This is a genomic window from Bacillus solitudinis (assembly GCF_002797395.1).
Taxonomy (GTDB): Bacteria; Bacillota; Bacilli; order Bacillales; family Bacillaceae_D; genus Halalkalibacter_A; species Halalkalibacter_A solitudinis.
This window is the reverse complement of record NZ_KZ454943.1, coordinates 2,322,810-2,341,077: the sequence shown is the minus strand read 5'-3', so window position 1 is coordinate 2,341,077 and position 18,268 is coordinate 2,322,810. Positions and strand designations below refer to the sequence as shown.

At 39.0% G+C, this 18,268-nt stretch carries 16 protein-coding genes and 1 riboswitch; of the genes, 5 read left to right on the top strand and 11 right to left on the bottom strand.

All coding sequences use genetic code 11. From position 1 onward, the window contains the following. The first annotated feature begins 1 nt into the window (after position 1). Together CEF19_RS11330 and CEF19_RS11325 are read left to right on the top strand one after the other, a co-directional pair. Positions 2-1,564 carry a response regulator gene (locus CEF19_RS11330; protein ID WP_100406147.1) on the top strand — a complete coding sequence of 521 codons (1,563 nt, stop codon included), beginning with the start codon at positions 2-4 and terminating at the stop codon, positions 1,562-1,564. Between the two features lie 18 nt (positions 1,565-1,582). Next, positions 1,583-2,854, top strand: a complete 1,272-nt coding sequence (locus tag CEF19_RS11325; protein ID WP_157800933.1) for an extracellular solute-binding protein — start codon at positions 1,583-1,585, stop codon at positions 2,852-2,854. 729 nt (positions 2,855-3,583) lie between these two features. Here CEF19_RS11325 and groL read toward each other — a convergent pair. Both groL and groES read right to left on the bottom strand, forming a co-directional pair. Continuing rightward, the gene (groL, locus tag CEF19_RS11320) at positions 3,584-5,224 is read right to left on the bottom strand and encodes a chaperonin GroEL (RefSeq protein WP_100406145.1); all 1,641 of its coding nucleotides are present in this window, start codon (positions 5,222-5,224) and stop codon (positions 3,584-3,586) included. Between the two features lie 50 nt (positions 5,225-5,274). After that, positions 5,275-5,559: a co-chaperone GroES gene (gene groES, locus CEF19_RS11315; RefSeq protein WP_100406144.1), complete on the bottom strand. Its 285-nt coding sequence runs from the start codon at positions 5,557-5,559 to the stop codon at positions 5,275-5,277. Between the two features lie 271 nt (positions 5,560-5,830). Between groES and CEF19_RS11310 the strand changes: the two genes are divergently transcribed. Both CEF19_RS11310 and CEF19_RS11305 read left to right on the top strand, forming a co-directional pair. Next, positions 5,831-6,556, top strand: coding sequence for a CPBP family intramembrane glutamic endopeptidase (locus CEF19_RS11310; RefSeq protein ID WP_100406143.1), 726 nt, complete (start codon positions 5,831-5,833; stop codon positions 6,554-6,556). Beyond that, positions 6,553-6,768, top strand: a complete 216-nt coding sequence (locus CEF19_RS11305) for a YdiK family protein (RefSeq protein ID WP_100406142.1) — start codon at positions 6,553-6,555, stop codon at positions 6,766-6,768. The genes CEF19_RS11310 and CEF19_RS11305 overlap by 4 nt, the downstream gene beginning before the upstream one ends. Positions 6,769-6,846: 78 nt before the next feature. Here the strand turns inward: CEF19_RS11305 and thiC are convergent, their stop codons facing one another. The 8 genes from thiC to CEF19_RS11270 form a co-directional block, all read right to left on the bottom strand. Then, positions 6,847-8,628 carry a phosphomethylpyrimidine synthase ThiC gene (gene thiC, locus CEF19_RS11300; RefSeq protein ID WP_100406141.1) on the bottom strand — a complete coding sequence of 594 codons (1,782 nt, stop codon included), beginning with the start codon at positions 8,626-8,628 and terminating at the stop codon, positions 6,847-6,849. 131 nt (positions 8,629-8,759) lie between these two features. Further along, positions 8,760-8,876, bottom strand: a riboswitch (TPP riboswitch). A gap of 70 nt (positions 8,877-8,946) precedes the next feature. Continuing rightward, positions 8,947-9,282 (bottom strand): hypothetical protein, encoded by a 336-nt coding sequence (locus CEF19_RS11295; protein WP_100406140.1) that lies wholly within the window; start codon positions 9,280-9,282, stop codon positions 8,947-8,949. A 71-nt stretch (positions 9,283-9,353) separates the two neighbouring features. Next, positions 9,354-9,461 (bottom strand): cytochrome bd oxidase small subunit CydS family protein, encoded by a 108-nt coding sequence (cydS, locus tag CEF19_RS24265; RefSeq protein WP_406565349.1) that lies wholly within the window; start codon positions 9,459-9,461, stop codon positions 9,354-9,356. A gap of 1 nt (position 9,462) precedes the next feature. Further along, a complete protein-coding gene (locus CEF19_RS11290; protein ID WP_100406139.1) occupies positions 9,463-10,488 on the bottom strand; it encodes a cytochrome d ubiquinol oxidase subunit II in 1,026 nt (341 codons plus the stop codon). A gap of 12 nt (positions 10,489-10,500) precedes the next feature. Next, positions 10,501-11,832 carry a cytochrome ubiquinol oxidase subunit I gene (locus CEF19_RS11285; RefSeq protein ID WP_100406138.1) on the bottom strand — a complete coding sequence of 444 codons (1,332 nt, stop codon included), beginning with the start codon at positions 11,830-11,832 and terminating at the stop codon, positions 10,501-10,503. A 421-nt stretch (positions 11,833-12,253) separates the two neighbouring features. Continuing rightward, positions 12,254-13,009, bottom strand: coding sequence for a twin-arginine translocase subunit TatC (gene tatC, locus CEF19_RS11280; RefSeq protein WP_100406137.1), 756 nt, complete (start codon positions 13,007-13,009; stop codon positions 12,254-12,256). A 17-nt stretch (positions 13,010-13,026) separates the two neighbouring features. Then, positions 13,027-13,218, bottom strand: a complete 192-nt coding sequence (locus CEF19_RS11275) for a twin-arginine translocase TatA/TatE family subunit (RefSeq protein WP_100406136.1) — start codon at positions 13,216-13,218, stop codon at positions 13,027-13,029. Positions 13,219-13,237: 19 nt separating this feature from the next. After that, a complete protein-coding gene (locus CEF19_RS11270) occupies positions 13,238-13,876 on the bottom strand; it encodes a redox-sensing transcriptional repressor Rex (protein ID WP_100406135.1) in 639 nt (212 codons plus the stop codon). A gap of 184 nt (positions 13,877-14,060) precedes the next feature. On the opposite strand from CEF19_RS11270, the gene CEF19_RS11265 reads away from it, so the two are divergent. Next, the gene (locus CEF19_RS11265) at positions 14,061-15,983 is read left to right on the top strand and encodes an ABC transporter ATP-binding protein (RefSeq protein ID WP_100406134.1); all 1,923 of its coding nucleotides are present in this window, start codon (positions 14,061-14,063) and stop codon (positions 15,981-15,983) included. A 28-nt stretch (positions 15,984-16,011) separates the two neighbouring features. Here CEF19_RS11265 and CEF19_RS11260 read toward each other — a convergent pair whose 3' ends face one another. After that, positions 16,012-18,162 (bottom strand): hypothetical protein, encoded by a 2,151-nt coding sequence (locus CEF19_RS11260; protein WP_100406133.1) that lies wholly within the window; start codon positions 18,160-18,162, stop codon positions 16,012-16,014. Positions 18,163-18,268: the final 106 nt, after the last annotated feature.

The following is an 18,268-nucleotide window of genomic DNA, read 5'->3' as shown; positions in this document are numbered from 1 at the left end:
CATGTATAGAGTTCTTATCGTGGATGACGAGACTGCCATTCGCAAAGGAATCACTGCCTTTATTGATTGGGAAAAGGAAGGGCTAATCGTTGAAGACCAATACGGCAACGGTGCTGAAGCACTGACTGTTCTTGAAAAACGTTCCTATGATATTCTCATTACGGATATCAAAATGCCATTGATCGACGGCATTGAACTCATGCAGCAAGCACTAGAGCTTCACCCATCGCTTAAAGTGATCCTGATCAGCAATTACAGCGACTTTGAATACGTAAAAGAAGGTCTTAAGCTGGGTGCTGTTGATTATTTGTTAAAACTAACGATGAAAAAGGATGACCTTCTCTCCGTCCTTCGGCAATGTATCTCGATGCTCGAAGAAGAACGAAAAAAAGATTCCAAACTAAACCATTATCAACAAGGAGCCGTCTATCTGGCTCGAAAAAATGTCGAACAGGAAATTAAAAGATTGATCGTACAAGAACAAACCTCCCCTTCATCAACCTCTTGGGCTCCGGCATGGTTGGAAAATTCCTATGCTTGTGTCTATCTTATGCTCGATGGGGCGGAGGAATGGAGAGAAAATCACGGCTATCTTTATGTGCAGCTCCTATTGGAGGAATGGCAGAAAATGTTTTATTTGCAAGTGGAGGAAGGAGCGGCACTGCTTGTGGCCGAAAGCGACATGTTTCTCATTTTACCCGATCACGATGGAGAAGCCCAGCGGCGGCTTCTTCAGTGGAAGCAGGTATTGGAAAAGGAATGGGAGATTTCAACCTCAGCCGGTTTTGTGACAGAACAAGGTATCACCAGCATTGTCAATGGATTTGCCAACAGTCGTTCGGCCTGCCAAAGGCGGTTTTTTGAGGGGCTGGGCGGCTTGTATTGTATGAACAGTTCAGAAACTCATGTCGAAACAGAAAGACATCATGATTGGACGCCATTCTTTGAAATGATTCAGAGTGGCGATCCGGTTTCCTCTGCGATTGAAGTTGCGCTCAAACGCTGGAAGAGCGGGGGGTTAACCCCGGAACAAGTACAGCAAGAGGCCTGTAGTCTTCTTACAGGAGCTTATCAAATCCAAATGAACACGGAGTCACTGCTCACAGAGCAACACGATTTACTTGGCCAGGCGGATACATTGGAACAAATGGTATCAATTCTAATTAGTCAACTTGAGGAAATAGGAACATCTTTTTCCCCAAAATTGACCTATAAAGAAAACGACGATCAGTTGATCACGAAAGCGTTGGATTATATAGCCGCGCATTATACCGAGAACTTGACGCTTCAGAGTGTTGCGGACATTGTTCATCTCAGTAAAAGTTACTTCAGTCTTTATTTCAAAAAACAAACCGGGCGGAACTTTGTTGATTATTTGATCGAGCTGCGTATTAGGGAAGCGAAGCGGCTATTGGTGCAAAGTGAAAATCGAATTTACGATGTAGCAAAGGCCTCGGGCTTTAAAGATGTAAAGTATTTCAGCAAAGTGTTTAAGAAAGGAACCGGATTAACTCCAATGGAGTACAGGGAAAAACAACAGGCGACAAGATCGTCTATTGATTAAGAAAGGATGGTTTACGTTATGGGTTGTCGGTGGATATTCTTTTTATTGATTCTCGTAATGCTTGCCGGGTGTAGAAGTCCATCCATGATCTCTGATCCAAAGAAGGTTGAAACGTTTGGGGATGACGAAAAAACCGTCATTACGTTTTGGCACACATACAACGAAAAAGAGACCAGGTTACTCGATAACGTATTGATCCCTGCTTTTGAGCGCGAGAACCCAAACATTCAGGTAGAGTCTATAGACTTGGCTTTTAATAATGAATTAATTAACACCTTAATCGCACGAACCTCTTCCAAACGTGGTCCTGATGTGGTACGGCTCCAACTCGCCTGGATTCCCGAGTTTTTATATAAAGAGCTTCTTGAACCGTTGGACGGGTTCGGTGATTTCGAACACATCCGAAAAAGGTTTCATACAAATTTAATGAATATAGGTCTCTATCAAAATAAGTATTATTCTTTGCCTCTCAACATTTACACAAAGACTCCCATCTTTAACCGTGAACTGCTCGAGCGTGCGGGCTATTCCAAGCCCCCAAGTACGATGGACGAAGTGCTAAAGCTTGCCCGACGTTATCGATATACGATTGGACTCAGGGGTTTAGGACCATGGGATACGATTCCATACATTTATAGTCTTGGCGGATCCTTTATTAACGAGGAAGCAAACACTGCTTCTGGATATTTAAATAGTGACGAAACCATCCATGCTGTGGAGCAGTTAACAGCTCTTTATAAGGAAAATCTCATTGATCTTCCGCATGACACTCTAGGTGCAGAAGAAAATTGGGAGCGGATAAAGTCTGGAAATATGCTTATGACAGACGATGGTCCTTGGTTCTACAGTTTATTAGATGAATCAGAATTTGATTGTGCTCTAAAGCTAACCGTTCCTGTACCATTCCCACAAAATAATGGCCCTGCTTCGTTAATTGGTGGCGAAAACCTGGTCATTATGAAGGGGAGTAACAGGAAAGCTGAGGCATGGACATTTATGAAATGGATGACAGCAAAGAAAGCACAGTTATTACTCTTGGAGCATACCGAATTAATACCAACCAACCTAGAAGCGGCCAAGACTTCGACAATAACTAGAGATTCTTACCTCTATCCTTATAGAGAAGATGCGAAAAATGCCATCCTGCTCCCTCTAGTTATGAACTGGAGTAAAATCGATGGAGTGTATACGGAGTACATGAATAAAATATTTGAGGGTGATTTGTCGGTTACGGAGGGTTTGGACCGTGCGGCCGCTGAAATAGATAGGCTATTAGCAGAGTCAAATTGAGTCAATGAATTCAGGGTGTTTCGATAAGTTGTGGAGTATTTGAATTGACGAAAAAAAGTGTTTCAAGTTATCTCATTAGTAGAAAAAAAACGGGTTGGGCACCATTGTATCCAGTCCGTTATTTTTTGTATGTTCATCGCGGGGCGGAGGGGGACATCGTATATTCATTTTTTTCTAAGAAAACGTCATTTCTCCAGAAAGAAATAATGTAAGTAGCCCTGATAAATATACATGAAAAATTTATACTGACGACCTTACTGAATTCTTAAGCAAACTGATCCAGGAGTTCTTAAAAATATCTTCACAATTTAGACACTGTTCTAGTTTTTGGTAGATATATATTGCTTGCTTTAGTTGGTATCCAGCAACCTCAATAAGATTGTTAAATTTTATAGAAGGCACAATTTTACCGTTTATGAAGCTACTAGTTTGTTCTCCGCTTTCAATCTCTTTAAGCTTTAAGTTTACGTAGGTTTTAGCGATTGTTTCTAAGCTAAGCTCATCCTTCAGTTTATTCCATAAAATATATAATTATATCTATGCTCATATGACTGCTGATATGGAAGAAAAGGCCTCCCACCAATTTAGCAAACTGATGAAAGACCTTCTCCTATAGTTAGCTTTTTTGTCATAGGTTGCCGTGTTGTTTATAAAATGAGGACAAATCCGAGGACAAGAAAAGCATATTATCATTTTAGACGTTGATATAACAAGGTTTTAAAACCCTAATTACATCATGCCGCCCATTCCACCCATACCGCCCATGCCGCCCATGTCAGGCATGCCGCCACCAGCGTTTTCGTCTGGCTTGTCAGCGATAACAGCTTCCGTTGTTAGGAACATTGCAGATACACTTGCTGCATGTTGAAGAGCAGAACGTGTTACCTTAGCAGGGTCAACGATTCCAGCTTCAACCATGTTTACCCACTCGCCAGTTGCAGCGTTGAACCCAATACCAATTGCTTCGCCTTTTAGCTTTTCAACAATGACCGAACCTTCAAGACCAGCATTATGTGCGATTTGACGTACAGGCTCTTCTAAAGCACGAAGAACGATGTTCACACCAGTTGCTTCATCGCCTTCTGCTTGAACAGCTTGAACTGCCTTGATAACATTAACAAGTGCAGTACCACCACCAGCAACGATACCTTCTTCAACAGCTGCACGAGTTGAGTTAAGAGCATCTTCAATGCGTAGTTTGCGTTCTTTCATTTCTGTTTCTGTAGCTGCCCCAACTTTAAGGACTGCAACACCACCAGAAAGCTTCGCAAGACGCTCTTGAAGTTTCTCTTTGTCAAATTCAGATGTTGTTTCTTCTACTTGTGCTTTTAATTGGTTAACACGAGCAGCAATTTGTGCTGTGTCTCCTGCACCTTCAACGATTGTTGTATGTTCTTTCGTTACAACAACCTTACTAGCGCGACCTAATTGTGTGATTTCTGTCGATTTTAAATCAAGGCCTAAATCTTCAGTAATCACTTCGCCACCTGTTAGAGTTGCGATATCTTCAAGCATTGCTTTACGACGGTCACCGAATCCAGGAGCCTTCACAGCTACTGCATTGAATGTGCCACGAAGTTTATTTACTACTAATGTAGCAAGAGCTTCACCTTCAACATCCTCAGCGATGATAAGAATCGGTCTGCTTTGTTGAACCACTTGCTCAAGAACAGGAAGTACTTCTTGAATGCTTGCGATTTTCTTGTCCGTAATAAGGATATAAGGGTTATCAAGAACCGCTTCCATCTTATCAGAATCTGTTACCATGTACGGTGAAGCATAACCGCGGTCAAATTGCATACCTTCAACAACTTCAAGCTCTGTTGAGAAGCCTTTTGACTCTTCGATTGTAATAACACCATCGTTACCAACACGCTCCATTGCTTCTGCAATGATTTGACCAACCTCATCGTCTCCTGATGAAATTGCCGCAACCTGTGCAATTGATTCTTTACCTTCAATTGGTTTTGCGATATTTTTAAGCTCATTCACCGCTGCTACTGTTGCCTTTTCAATCCCTTTACGAATAACCATAGGGTTTGCACCAGATGTAACGTTCTTTAAGCCTTCACGAATCATCGCTTGTGCAAGAACGGTTGCAGTTGTCGTACCGTCACCAGCAATATCGTTGGTTTTACTTGCAACTTCAGCTACAAGTTTAGCACCCATGTTTTCAAAAGCATCTTCAAGCTCGATTTCTTTTGCAATTGTCACACCATCATTTGTAATAAGTGGCGATCCAAATTTCTTTTCAAGTACAACGTTACGTCCTTTTGGACCTAATGTTACTTTCACCGCGTTTGCAAGTGCGTCCACACCACGTAGCATTGAACGACGTGCGTCTTCACTAAACTTAATATCTTTAGCCATGTTTCCAACCTCCTAAAGTTAAAATATCCTTTGGATCCTCACCAAAGTTATTAGCCAATAATTGCTAAAACGTCGCTTTCGCGAAGGATTAAATATTCTTTTCCATCGTACTTTACTTCTGTACCTGAGTATTTAGAAAAAATAATTGAATCTCCCTCTTTTACTTCTAGAGCAAGACGCTCACCATTATCAGTGACTCGACCTTTTCCAATTGCAACGACTTTACCTTCTTGTGGCTTTTCTTTAGCAGAATCAGGTAATACAATCCCGCTTGCTGTTTTTTCCTCAGACTCAATTTGCTCAATAATAATACGGTCGCCTAATGGTTTTAACAAGGAAAACACCCTCCTTCAAGACCTATGTATTTTTTCTTATTAGCACTCAACCTCAACGAGTGCTAACACAATTCTTATATTAATCATTTCACAATACTTTTGCAAGTATTTTATATTACTTTTTTTAACTTTTTTATATAACATCGCTATTATTGCCATTAATATTTTATTTAATCTCTTTTTATTTCTACTTGGTAAGGCGCATTCCTTCAGTTTTTATACATATGTATGTTAAAATGGAAAACTGAGAAAGCGAAAAGGAGATAACATCTTGACTAAACGATATTGGTGGATTCTCATAACGTATTTATTAACACAATTCTCGATTGTACTTGGCGCTCCTTTATTGCTTAAATTGGGTATTCCTCTTGAACAAATACCTGGTATTTGGAGCTTAGTTGGGTTTTCATTAGGTTTACTCATCATCCTTCTTTTGTTACTTCCTGAGATTACGAACCGGCATTTGGATCGGAATCGGTCTTCTAAAGGAGATGCGGTAAAGTGGTCCATTCTTGGTGTGTTTATGGTCTTTGGTGCCCAATATGCAGCAGCGCTTATAGAAATGTTTTTGCTTGGGATCGAACCAGGGTCTGATAACACAGCCGAAATTGTAGAAATGGCCAAGGCCTTCCCAGCTTTTATAGTAGTGATCGCGATAATTGGTCCTATTCTTGAAGAAATTGTGTTTCGAATGATTATTTTTGGTGCACTCTATAAACGATTTAATTTTTGGATTGCTGGTTTTATAAGCTCAGTTATCTTTGCAGCTGTTCATTTTGATTTCACTCACTTATTCGTCTACACTGCGATGGGATTTGTATTTGCTTTCTTATATGTAAAAACAAAGCGAATCCTTGTTCCAATCATTGCCCATGTAGCGATTAATCTATTTGTCGCTGTTGTTAATGTCTTGCTTGCGGACAAAATGGAAGAGTGGATGGAGCAACTTGAGCAATTAGAGCAAATGTCCATTATTATTATTAGGGGGATTTTATGAGAGCTTCTCCCACAACTATGGCTTTAATGTATTTTTTCATTGGCGCGCTTTTAGTGTATTTTGCTATTCAGAACGTCAGCACCGCAGGCTGGAACTTTTGGTCGTACTTAATTATTGCTTTTGCGACGATTGATTTTATGATCGCTGTCCGTTTTTTTCTGTTGAGACGTGCAATTAAACGAATCCAAAAGAAAAACAAGAAAAAGGATTAAAAGGGGTTGTGTCATAAGGTTTAACCTTATGACACAACCCCTTGTCTTCATATACTTTTTATACTGTCTCTTACCCTTCTATTGATAAATCTTTCCGCCTGATTTCTTAAATTCTTCAGATTTTTCTTTCATTCCTTGTTCAATTGCTTCTTTTGTATCCAATCCATGCTCCTTTGTATAGTTACGTATGTCTTGGGAGATTCTCATACTACAAAATTTCGGTCCACACATCGAACAGAAGTGGGACGTTTTTGCTCCTTCAGCTGGTAATGTTTCATCATGATATTCGATTGCTCGTTCAGGATCTAAGGATAAATTAAATTGGTCTCTCCATCTAAATTCAAAGCGAGCCTTTGATAATGCATCATCCCGTTTTTGAGCACCAGGGTGACCCTTTGCTAAATCAGCTGCATGGGCGGCGATTTTATACGTTATGACACCCTCCCGGACATCCTCACGATTTGGCAAGCCTAAATGTTCTTTGGGTGTCACATAACATAGCATTGCCGTACCGTACCATCCAATCATTGCAGCACCAATAGCTGAGGTAATATGATCATATCCAGGTGCAATATCTGTCGTGAGTGGCCCTAATGTGTAAAATGGTGCCTCTTTACATATCTCCAATTGCTTATCCATGTTTTCCTTTATTAAATGCATTGGCACATGACCTGGTCCTTCGACCATGACTTGTACATCATGCTCCCATGCCAGCTTCGTTAATTCTCCAAGTGTTTCAAGCTCTGCAAATTGCGCTTCATCATTAGCATCTGCTATCGATCCGGGGCGAAGACCATCACCCAATGAAAAGGCAACATCATACGTTTTCATGATTTCGCAAATTTCTTCAAAGTGAGTATAAAGGAAATTTTCTTTATGATGATGTAAACACCACTGGGCGAGAATCGACCCACCCCGTGAAACAATACCAGTTAAACGCTTTGCTGTCAGTGGGACGTATCTCAGCAATACTCCTGCATGAATAGTAAAGTAATCGACCCCTTGTTCAGCTTGTTCAATTAATGTATCTCGATAAACTTCCCATGTTAAATCTTCAGCAACCCCATTCACCTTTTCAAGCGCTTGATAAATTGGAACTGTACCAACTGGAACAGGAGTATTACGAACAATCCATTCACGTGTTGTATGAATGTTTTTTCCGGTTGATAAATCCATCATCGTATCAGCACCCCAACGTGTAGCCCATGTCATTTTTTCAACCTCTTCTTCAATTGAGGAAGTGACAGCCGAGTTCCCAATATTCGCATTTATTTTCACATGGAAATTTCTCCCGATAATCATCGGCTCACTTTCAGGGTGATTAATATTTGAAGGGATAATTGCCCGACCGCGTGCAACTTCATCTCGAACATATTTAGCATCCATATTTTCACGAATCGCTATAAACTCCATTTCAGGGGTAATTATGCCTTTCTTTGCATAATGAAGTTGAGTCACATTATGCCCTTTTTTTGCGCGAAGTGGATTGCGCTTTAATCCCGGAAATTCTGCTTCATTTGCTCTAGGATCATTTTCTAATTTGTATCCATTGTCTTCTGGCTTTATTTCACGCCCTTGGTATTCACCGACATCACCACGTTCTTCAATCCACTGCTTTCGAATCGCGGGTAGACCCTTTGTAATATCAACGGAATGTCCTGTGTCCGTATAAGGTCCACTTGTATCATAAACACGTACTGGTTCATTCACCTCTTCGCCAAAAGATCCAGTTGTGGGACTTAAACCAATTTCACGCATCGGTACTTGAATATCTGACCTTGACCCCTCTACGTATACCTTCTTACTTCCTGAAAAACTAGACATAATGGAAATGTTTTTTTCGCTGATGGTTGATGACATAAAAAAATCTCTCCTTTTTTTGTGTAATTAAAGGACGAGATCGGGGTACATACGAGAAGGATAAAAAAATAAAAAGCCGGGTCCAAATAAATTGGATGGACCCGGCTACTATGTAGAGACATTATTTTTATCAATCGCTACGCTAACTTTCCCACGCTGGTATGATCCAGATCAGGTCCAAAGGGTTAAAAAGCTTCAGACATGCTTTTCTCTCAGTCCCACTACTTGGGACACCCCTAGTTAATACTATGAAGTTGTCTAAATCATTGTAACAAACTCGATTGGAAAATAAAAGAATTTTATGAACTTATTTAGAATCTACCATAACAAAACTTCTTTATCATTCTCATATAATATCTGTTCAGCTTCATCTAAAAAGGTTTTTCTTAGTTCACGATTCTTAGTAATTGTTTGAGTATCCTGATAGGAAAACCTACCAGGGTTATTCTCTATATACTGAATTAAATCACTTACGGCATGTTCTTCAATATTACAGCTAAATGAAGGATTTACTAAACAATCATTCAATACTCTTTGCATGGTTGTTTCATAATCTTCCACAACATCTTCATTCTTACCCAACTCTTCCTGTCTATCAGAAGCCATTAATATAAGAAAAGAAACACCTATAAGCATGAATTTAATTAATCCCATGTTATTCCCCCACCTAGGTAAAATGATAAAGACTCTAGCATTAATTACCCCCTTCTCTTAAGTATTAAACGTTACTTTCTTGAATAAGTTTCTTTCCCTCTCGCTCCCCACCAAAATAAACTAGCTACCGCAAAACAAACAATTAACGGTGGTGCTATCATGATTAAAAAAAACGTCATATTATTTCCCCCTCGTTTCTTTTCCTTGAACATAATTGTTGTTAAACAAGAATAGTCTCATCAGCAAATATAATGATGGGATAAGCAGAAGTAATCCTGCTAAGAATGCTGCAATTAAGGCAATCGCCATTGTTTCATTTGTAAAACCATCATAGATTGTTAAATACGGATATAGTAAATATGGTAGGTGAGAGGCACCATATCCGAAAAAGGCCGCTGCAAATTGCAACATCACTAACACAAAGGCAAGACCCAACTTCTCCTTTTTCCAGATTAAATATACAGCACCAAGAAAAAAGAGAAACGATAAACTAAATAGCCAAGACAATCCAACCATTCGTTCAAAATGAATGGGATTATGCTGATTTAAAGCAAAGAAAACAAGTATGCTAGCTAAGATTGTTGGAAAGCTCCAAAATAGGGCATACCCCCGTAATATCCCAAAAGCATTCATATCCCGAGCTTTATACGCATAATACGTCAAAAAGCAGGCTGAAATATACAGCACACTAACAATAGCTAGGATGACAACTGTCCACGAGTAAAAGCTAGAAAATAATAATTGATAGTCTAAAATAATTTGTTCTGCTCTAACCTGTATGAAACCTCCTTCAGATATCGTTAAGACGACTGATAGGGAGGCAGGAATAAGCAGTCCAGTTGCACCGTAAACAAATTGATACAAACGACTTCTCTTTATTCCATAGTGATGGAAAGCATAATATGAACCGCGAATTGCAAGGAGAACAATTGCGATGCTTCCTGGTATAAGCAACGCAGTTCCATAGTAGTAAGCAGTTGCTGGGAAGAAACCAACGATTCCTATAAAAAAGAATACAAGAAAAACATTCGTCACTTCCCAGACAGGTGATAGATAGCGGTCTATAACTTTATTAATAATATGTTCACGGCCTGTAATTGCCGAATAATAACTAAAGAATCCTGCACCAAAGTCGATTGAAGCTACGATTAAATAGCCATATAAAAAAATCCAGAGTACCGATATACCAATTACTTCATAGCTCATCATTCAACCTCCTTATTCTATGCCTCGATCACGGAGTTCTTGCTCTATAGGGTTTGACTTAAACATTTTTAAGAGAACCGTTACAACTGAAATTGATAAAACTAGATAAAGTAAAACAAACATATAGAGCATCGTATCAACATGTGTCGCTGTTGTAGCTCCTTCTGCAGTTCTCATTAACCCAACTAAAATCCATGGTTGTCTACCAACCTCAGCAAACATCCATCCCATTTCAATGGCCAACATCGCTAAGGGAGCTCCAAGGAAAATTGCCCATAATAGTGGTCGGTTATGTTCGTTCCAGTTCTTTTTTCGTTGCATCACTATAAAAACCATTGAAACAGCAGCTAGAAACATTCCTATTGCTACCATCAAATCAAAAAAATAATGAATAATGAATGGTGGTAAATCTTCCTCAGGAAATTCCTCGAGTCCAATTACCTCAGCAGTTGGATTTCCGTGCGCTAAAATACTAAGTGCATAGGGGATTTCTAATCCGTACTTTACTTCCTTATCAGCCGTTAATATCCCGCCAAGTATGAGTGGAGCTTCCCCTGTCGTTTCAAAGTGCCATTCAGCTGCCGCTAGCTTTTCAGGTTGGTATTCCGCTAAAAATTTGCCTGACAAATCTCCAATAAGTGCCGTAGAAATGGCAAATACTGCGGCCACGGTCATTGTTAAATTGAGCGCTTTTTTATGGTAAACATGATTTCTTCCTCGTAACAGAGCAATCGCTGCAATCGCCGCTAACACAAAAGCCGAGGTTAAATAAGCTGAAGAGAGCACATGGGCAACTTTGGTTGGAGTTGCCGGATTAAACATTGCAGCAAGAGGATTAATATTTGTTAATACCCCATTATTAATATCAAACCCTCGTGGTGTATTCATAAATGAGTTAACCGTTGTAATGAAAAACCCCGAGGCCGATGCACCTATGGCTACGGGAATAAGTAAATAGAAATGATAGATTTTCTTTTTAAACCGATCCCAGGTATATAAGTAAATACCAAGAAAAATAGCTTCAAAGAAAAAAGCAAATGTCTCCATAAACATTGGTAAACTAATAACATGTCCCGCTACCTGCATAAAGTTTGGCCATAGTAAACTAAGCTGTAAACCTATCGCCGTTCCAGTGACAACCCCAACTGCAACGGTTATCACAAATCCACGAGCCCATCTTCTAGCTAGAAGTAAATAATGTTCATCGTTTCGCTTAATCCCGATCCATTCAGCAAGTGCAATCATAAGTGGAATACCCACACCAATCGTTGCAAAAATTATATGAAAAGCCAGTGTTGTTCCTGTTAAAATCCGACTAAATATGACCGGATCATACTCAATCATCGCTTTCCCCTCCTTACATGTATACTTAAAGATTTAGAATAAGAATCTTCTTACAAAGGATATGAACATAATGACAGCTAAGACCACACAAAGTATAATTAGCCTTCTTTCATGAACCTGAAACTTTTTCACTTTGCTCACCTTTTTCATCTTTTATTATTATTAATAGGGTTATTTGTATAAAGAACATCATTGTGAATATTTTCACAATGGTGTGTAAGGCAAACTGCTAACCTTTGCTTTCTTAGTATAGTTGAAACTACTCTTACTGAGTACCATTTTTCCTAACGTTCAAAATTTGTTCACTATTTCACAAGTCGATTGTATTGCCACACTTAAAAACTAAAAAAAAACGTATACTATTAGTTCTTTCTCAGCAAAAAAGGCTTAAGGGTTAATTAAATACCCTCATGCCTTTTTTCTAAACATTCCCTTGTTCTTCCTCGGCTAATTTCTGAGCCTTCTTCACCTTGCGATAGGTTAAGTGTGACACCCAAATACTAAATTCGTATAACAATAATAGGGGGCCGGTTACCATTAGATGAGAAATTAATTCTGGTGGAGTAATAAAGCCAGCGATAACTAATAAAACAAAGTAGGCAACTTTCCTAATACTTGAAAGAAAACCGGGCGTAACAAGCCCTAATCTAGTAAGAAACATCACTACAACCGGTAATTGAAATAAAATACCAAAAGGTAAAGTGATTTGAAATAGAAACGTAAAGTATTCGTTAATTCCATATTGCTCTGTGATACCTAACTGTTCCGCTAGGTTCCCCATAAATTGAATAATAAAAGGGAACAAAATAAAATAAGCAAATGATATTCCAGTTAAGAACAGCAAAAACGCGAGTGGAATATAACCCAACGTTGCCTTTTGTTCATTTTCATGAAGCCCCGGACGAATAAAAGCCCATACCTGATACAAAATAACCGGAAAAATGATAATAAGCGCACTCGCAAACGCAAATGTCATATAAATCCGGATAGGATCTGTCATTTTAAAGGCATTCATCGGTAAATCAGCTGCAGTCGGTGCATTTTGCAAATACATAATAATTGGCTTGGCTAAAAAGAAACCGGCAATGAGTGCTAAAGTAAAAAAGACGACGACGATAATAATCCTTCGTCTCAGTTCCACAATATGATCCATTACCGACATATCACGTGGTTCCATTTAAAGACCCTTCCTATTTACGCGTTGTTGTCCTCGTCTTTTTTTTTCTTTTCGTTTTCGTCTTCGTCTGCTAATCCCTTTGTTGCATTTTTAAATTCACGCAACGTATTCCCTGCGGCTTTCCCTAATTCAGGGAGTTTTTTCGGGCCAAAAATTAATAGAGCGACTAATGCAATAATCACTATACTTCCTGCTCCAAGACCACCCATAGGTAGCACCTCCTTGTCCTTAATCTTTTAATGGATAATGCTTTAAAAAGTAAACGAGAGCCTGTAACTCAACGGATAAATCAATATGGTGAACACGTACAGAATCTGGAACCGATAAACGTGCTGGTGTAAAATTTAAAATTCCTTTAATCCCAGCGTCCACAAGACGGTCAGCAATCTTTTGAGCTACCACAACGGGTACAGTTAAAATAGCCACTGTTACTTCAGGATCAAGCTGTGTTTCTAAATCTGCAAGGTTATAAATTGTTACCCCACCTATTTCAGAGCCTACCTTGGATTCATCAACATCAAAAGCCATGACAATTTGCGTGTTATTATTTTTTGAGAAATTATAATTTAAGAACGCCGTCCCTAAATTCCCAACTCCCACGAGAACAACCTTTGTTAGCTCGTCTTGATCCAATGTCTTCCGAAAAAATGTAAGGAGATAGTTCACATTATAACCATAGCCTTTTTTTCCTAAAGCCCCAAAGTAAGAAAAATCTCGTCTTATCGTTGCTGAATCTACTTTCACCGCTTCACTTAGTTCGGTTGAGGAGACACGCTGTTTCCCAGCCGCATGCAAATTTTCCAAAAAACGATAGTATAAAGGTAATCGTTTTGCAGTGGCTTGAGGTATCTTTGCTTGTTCTGACATTGTCAGTATCCTCCTTCTACCCAATTCTGTCTTGTTAAATCAACCCAAGACAAAATGTAGTTCTATTGTACACCATTTTTCAACCGATGTAATCGATAATACTCACTGTTCAAGAAGTTGTTGAAACCTTTAGAATACGTTACACTAAAACTTGAAAAAGACTGTCTTATAGGAATGATATGTGATGATAATTTTACAATGTGTAAACGTAACAAAATCCTTCGGCGCTGAGCCGATTTTATCTTCTATTAAGTTTGATATTCAAACGCGAGAACGCGTCGCCTTAGTCGGACGAAATGGAGCTGGTAAATCAACACTGCTCAAGATAATTGCTGGACAATTGTCTTTTGATAGCGGTGATATCATTGTACCAAAGGATATTGGGCTTGGCTATCTTGCCCAAGATACTGGTCTCGAATCCTCACTATCGATTTGGGATGAGATGCTAACTGTATTCCAATCACTACGGACGATGGAAAAGCAAATCAGATCGATGGAGCAGCAAATGTCACTTCCGGACATTTTAAATAACACATCAAAATACGAGAAATTGTTAAAAGATTATGACGAAAAACAACTTCAATTCAAAAATCAAGGTGGCTATCAATATGAAGCTGATATTCGGAGTGTTCTCTCAGGACTAAATTTTGCTTCCTTTGATTACAACACAAAAATATCCTCATTAAGTGGTGGCCAAAAAACAAGGCTTGCCCTCGGGAAGTTACTTTTAAAAAAACCAGAATTACTTATTCTTGATGAGCCAACGAATCACCTTGATATTGAAACGTTAACTTGGTTAGAACAGTATTTATTAAGCTATCCTGGAGCCGTGCTTATCGTCTCCCATGATCGGTATTTTTTGGATAAAATAGTATCCCAGGTAGTTGAAATTTCTCGTTACAAATCAACAAAATTCATTGGGAATTATAGCGCTTATTTAGAAGAAAAGGCCCTTCGCTATGAACAAGAACTTAAACAGTATGAAAAACAACAGGGGGAAGTAGCTAAGCTTGAAGATTTTATTCAACGAAATATTGCACGGGCTTCCACGACTAAACGGGCACAAAGTCGTCGTAAGCAACTAGACCGTATGACGATAATGGATCGCCCCTCAGGTTCAGAAAAGTCAGCATCATTCTCATTTGATATAAAAAAGCAAAGCGGTAATGAAGTTCTTCGCGTTGATGATTTGCAGGTAGCCTATGGTGAGGATGTGATATTTAGCAAGCTCCGTTTAGATATAGACCGCGGGGAAAGTGTTGCTTTAGTTGGCCCTAATGGTGCGGGAAAGTCTACATTGTTAAAAGCGATTATTAAGCAACTTACTGCCGAAGGAACCATTCGATATGGAAGTAATGTAACGATAGGCTATTACGACCAAGAACAAGCCAATCTCCAATCCAATAAGCTTGTCCTAAATGAATTATGGGATGAATATAGTCTTACTCCTGAAAAAGAAATTCGGACGATTCTTGGTAATTTTTTATTCAGCGGCGATGATGTCTTAAAACCGGTTTCAACCTTAAGTGGTGGAGAGAAAGCTCGTTTGGCGTTAGCAAAACTTATGATGAAACAAGCAAATTTCCTCATTCTAGATGAGCCGACGAACCATTTGGATTTAGATGCCAAGGAAATATTAGAAGCATCACTTATTGATTACCCTGGTACGATTTTATTCGTCTCTCATGACCGTTATTTTTTAAATCGAATTGCGACAAAAATGGTCGAACTAAATCAAGGGCAGATTACAACCTATTTAGGCGATTATGATTACTATATAGCAAAGAAAGAAGAAACTCGCCAGCGGGAGGAACTAAAGGAACAAGAAGTCACTCCAGTACTCAACCAAGAGAAGAAACAGGATAAACGAACCCTTGATAAAGAGGCAAAGAAACATGAACGACAACGCCTGCGTCGTATCGAAGAAATTGAGATTCTTATTGAAGAATTAGAAATATCACTCACAGAACATGAAAAAGCGTTATGTCTTCCCGAAATTTACTCTGATCACGAAAAAGCACTCTTCCATCAACAGGCAGTTGATGAGGGAAAACTAAATATTGATCAGTTAATGGAAGAGTGGGAAGAGTTACAAGAAGAAGATTAAAGTAAAGTAGCCTATTTCCTTTTGGGATTTAGGCTACTTTATTTTGATAACTTGTGAGTACCCAGTAATAATGAGCTGATACGACACAGAACATTGAAGTAGCTGCTGCAACAACGCCAGAATCATTAAGGACTAATAAGGCAAAGGAAGCAACGACCCCTCCTTGTAAAAAAACACGTTCCTCAAACCCTTCCACACGTAATCTTCTTTTCCATAAGATAACCGCTCCTAATACATAACTCGTAATAAATAGCTGCGTCCAATTTGAGTGTCTAAATATTTTTACATTCATTGCAAGTTTTCGTTGAATGGTATCAATAATATAGAGAAAGTCACCTTCTAAAAGTCTTTCAAAACCAAATCCTATATGAGACTGGCTTCCTGATTGCTGAAGAAAGTATAGCAATAGCAGCGAAAAACCACTAGCTAAAAGTACGACTAGTAGGATGACACTAAACGAAAGTTTGCGTTTAAAAACAAGATAGAGAATAAATAAATAGGCAACACCTGCGGATAATGTAGCTCCTGCATTCGTCCCTAGTGTATTTTTACCAAGCATCACAACTTGAAAACTCATCATACTAATAATAATGAGAACGACTATTGATTTACGGGCCCATTTCAAGACTGGCACTAGACAAGCGAAGGCTGTAATAAGATAGACACCTGCATATTCATTGCCAATCCCGTAATAACGTGCTCCGATAATGGGATCATATCCGAGAAACGAACGTTGCATTAGCGGCGAACCTAAAAATAAATCCACAGTAATCGTCAAAAACAAAAGTATGCCAATTAATACTACTGCCTGCCGACAAAGCTTTTCAAATATGTATCCACAGATAAGGGAACAGGTTGTTAACAAAAAGAGAAAACCTATGACCCCTACCTTGTGAAACCACAGTGTCAAAATTAAAAACCAAAAAGGAGAACTCCATCCTGCAATTAAGATGATTTTTATTAGCTTTATCCACAACATTTGTCCCTTTGCAAGAATGATGCCTACCCCTGCACCCAGCAATAAAACAACTAGACTGGTGATATATATTGATAAAACCGTTCCACGACTTGCAAAAATACTAACCATCTCTTCAATTTCCAAAAAAACAATTTGTTTATCCACAGACTCTAATGGATTTACATCCATCACGTGTCCTATAAGAGAATCTGGAACAGGAAGGTTAAAGCTTGAAATAATTGTTGGGACGACGTCCATATTGCTGACTAGATTAGACTGCCTCGTCGTTTGTGAGCTTAACGCACCCTCCACCTCTTTATTCCAATAAAATACTGGGGCCAACTGTTCTTTTCTATCGTAAGCTTCTTGGTTCATCATCGGTGCTAGAAGCCATACATGGTGAGAGTCTATGTTGATAAGGTTGTGAATAAAGGATTCTAAACGAATAAGCTGTCTTTCATATTCAAAAGCAAACTTTCTAGGTTCCATCAAAGGCTTTTGCTCAAAAAGGCGATACACATCTCCCCATTCCACGACATTAAAACGTTTTTTTTCTTGCTGCTTCCTCATCCCATTTAAAATAATCTCTTCATCCATTTCCATTCCAAAAGCAGCCTCAGGGTTACGTTGTATTGCATTAATAAAGCCATCTGACTCTCCATTTCTATTCATTGTAAAAAGAGATCCATAACGAATTGCCTCATGACGGGTATCACTTTGTCCCCAAACGAATCTCTTAACATTTCCCTCTTGCAAGGTTTGTCCGAGTATCCCCACCTCTGCTCTGTAATCACTTTGCAAATTTTTTTGTTGGAGACGATAAAGATGGGGGTGCATTACGCCAGTATCAGCTCTACTACTCTTGAGTTCGTTCATTAAATCGGTTATAGGAGTACCCTCAACCTCTTCACCAATTTCATAGCTATTCCAATCTTGAATTCCTAATGCCTTCTTACCGGTACTAATCGAAACCATGTTATTCAAATAGGAATACGGGCCGGCAGACCGAACATTCATTGCAGCAAAAGCCGCATCCTCCCATAACGGACGCTTATCCCCATGCATCCACAACCACTCAGCCTCTTGCATTGAAAAACCGGGGACAATCATGACAACAACATTTGTCGAACTTTGTTCAGCTTCCCCAACTTGTGCATAAGCAGAAGGAATAATCATAAAGAAAAATAGTATATATGTAAGCGCAATTATCTTTTTCCACATACTTATCAACCTTTTCGGCATAATTTTCTGACATATCCACATTACCCACAGACTTATACACAGGGAAAAGCGCGTATTATGTAGGATTTTATAACCTATCAACATA

Coding starts and splice junctions, on each gene's coding strand:
- CEF19_RS11270 (WP_100406135.1), bottom strand. CDS start 13,876: ATGTCAGAACAAGCAAAGATACCTCAAGCCACTGCAAAACGATTACCT.
- CEF19_RS11330 (WP_100406147.1), top strand. CDS start 2: ATGTATAGAGTTCTTATCGTGGATGACGAGACTGCCATTCGCAAAGGA.
- CEF19_RS11295 (WP_100406140.1), bottom strand. CDS start 9,282: ATGGGATTAATTAAATTCATGCTTATAGGTGTTTCTTTTCTTATATTA.
- CEF19_RS11305 (WP_100406142.1), top strand. CDS start 6,553: ATGAGAGCTTCTCCCACAACTATGGCTTTAATGTATTTTTTCATTGGC.
- CEF19_RS11260 (WP_100406133.1), bottom strand. CDS start 18,162: ATGTGGAAAAAGATAATTGCGCTTACATATATACTATTTTTCTTTATG.
- groL (WP_100406145.1), bottom strand. CDS start 5,224: ATGGCTAAAGATATTAAGTTTAGTGAAGACGCACGTCGTTCAATGCTA.
- cydS (WP_406565349.1), bottom strand. CDS start 9,461: ATGACGTTTTTTTTAATCATGATAGCACCACCGTTAATTGTTTGTTTT.
- CEF19_RS11325 (WP_157800933.1), top strand. CDS start 1,583: ATGGGTTGTCGGTGGATATTCTTTTTATTGATTCTCGTAATGCTTGCC.
- CEF19_RS11275 (WP_100406136.1), bottom strand. CDS start 13,218: ATGGGTGGTCTTGGAGCAGGAAGTATAGTGATTATTGCATTAGTCGCT.
- CEF19_RS11285 (WP_100406138.1), bottom strand. CDS start 11,832: ATGATTGAGTATGATCCGGTCATATTTAGTCGGATTTTAACAGGAACA.
- tatC (WP_100406137.1), bottom strand. CDS start 13,009: ATGGAACCACGTGATATGTCGGTAATGGATCATATTGTGGAACTGAGA.
- CEF19_RS11290 (WP_100406139.1), bottom strand. CDS start 10,488: ATGAGCTATGAAGTAATTGGTATATCGGTACTCTGGATTTTTTTATAT.
- thiC (WP_100406141.1), bottom strand. CDS start 8,628: ATGTCATCAACCATCAGCGAAAAAAACATTTCCATTATGTCTAGTTTT.
- CEF19_RS11265 (WP_100406134.1), top strand. CDS start 14,061: ATGATAATTTTACAATGTGTAAACGTAACAAAATCCTTCGGCGCTGAG.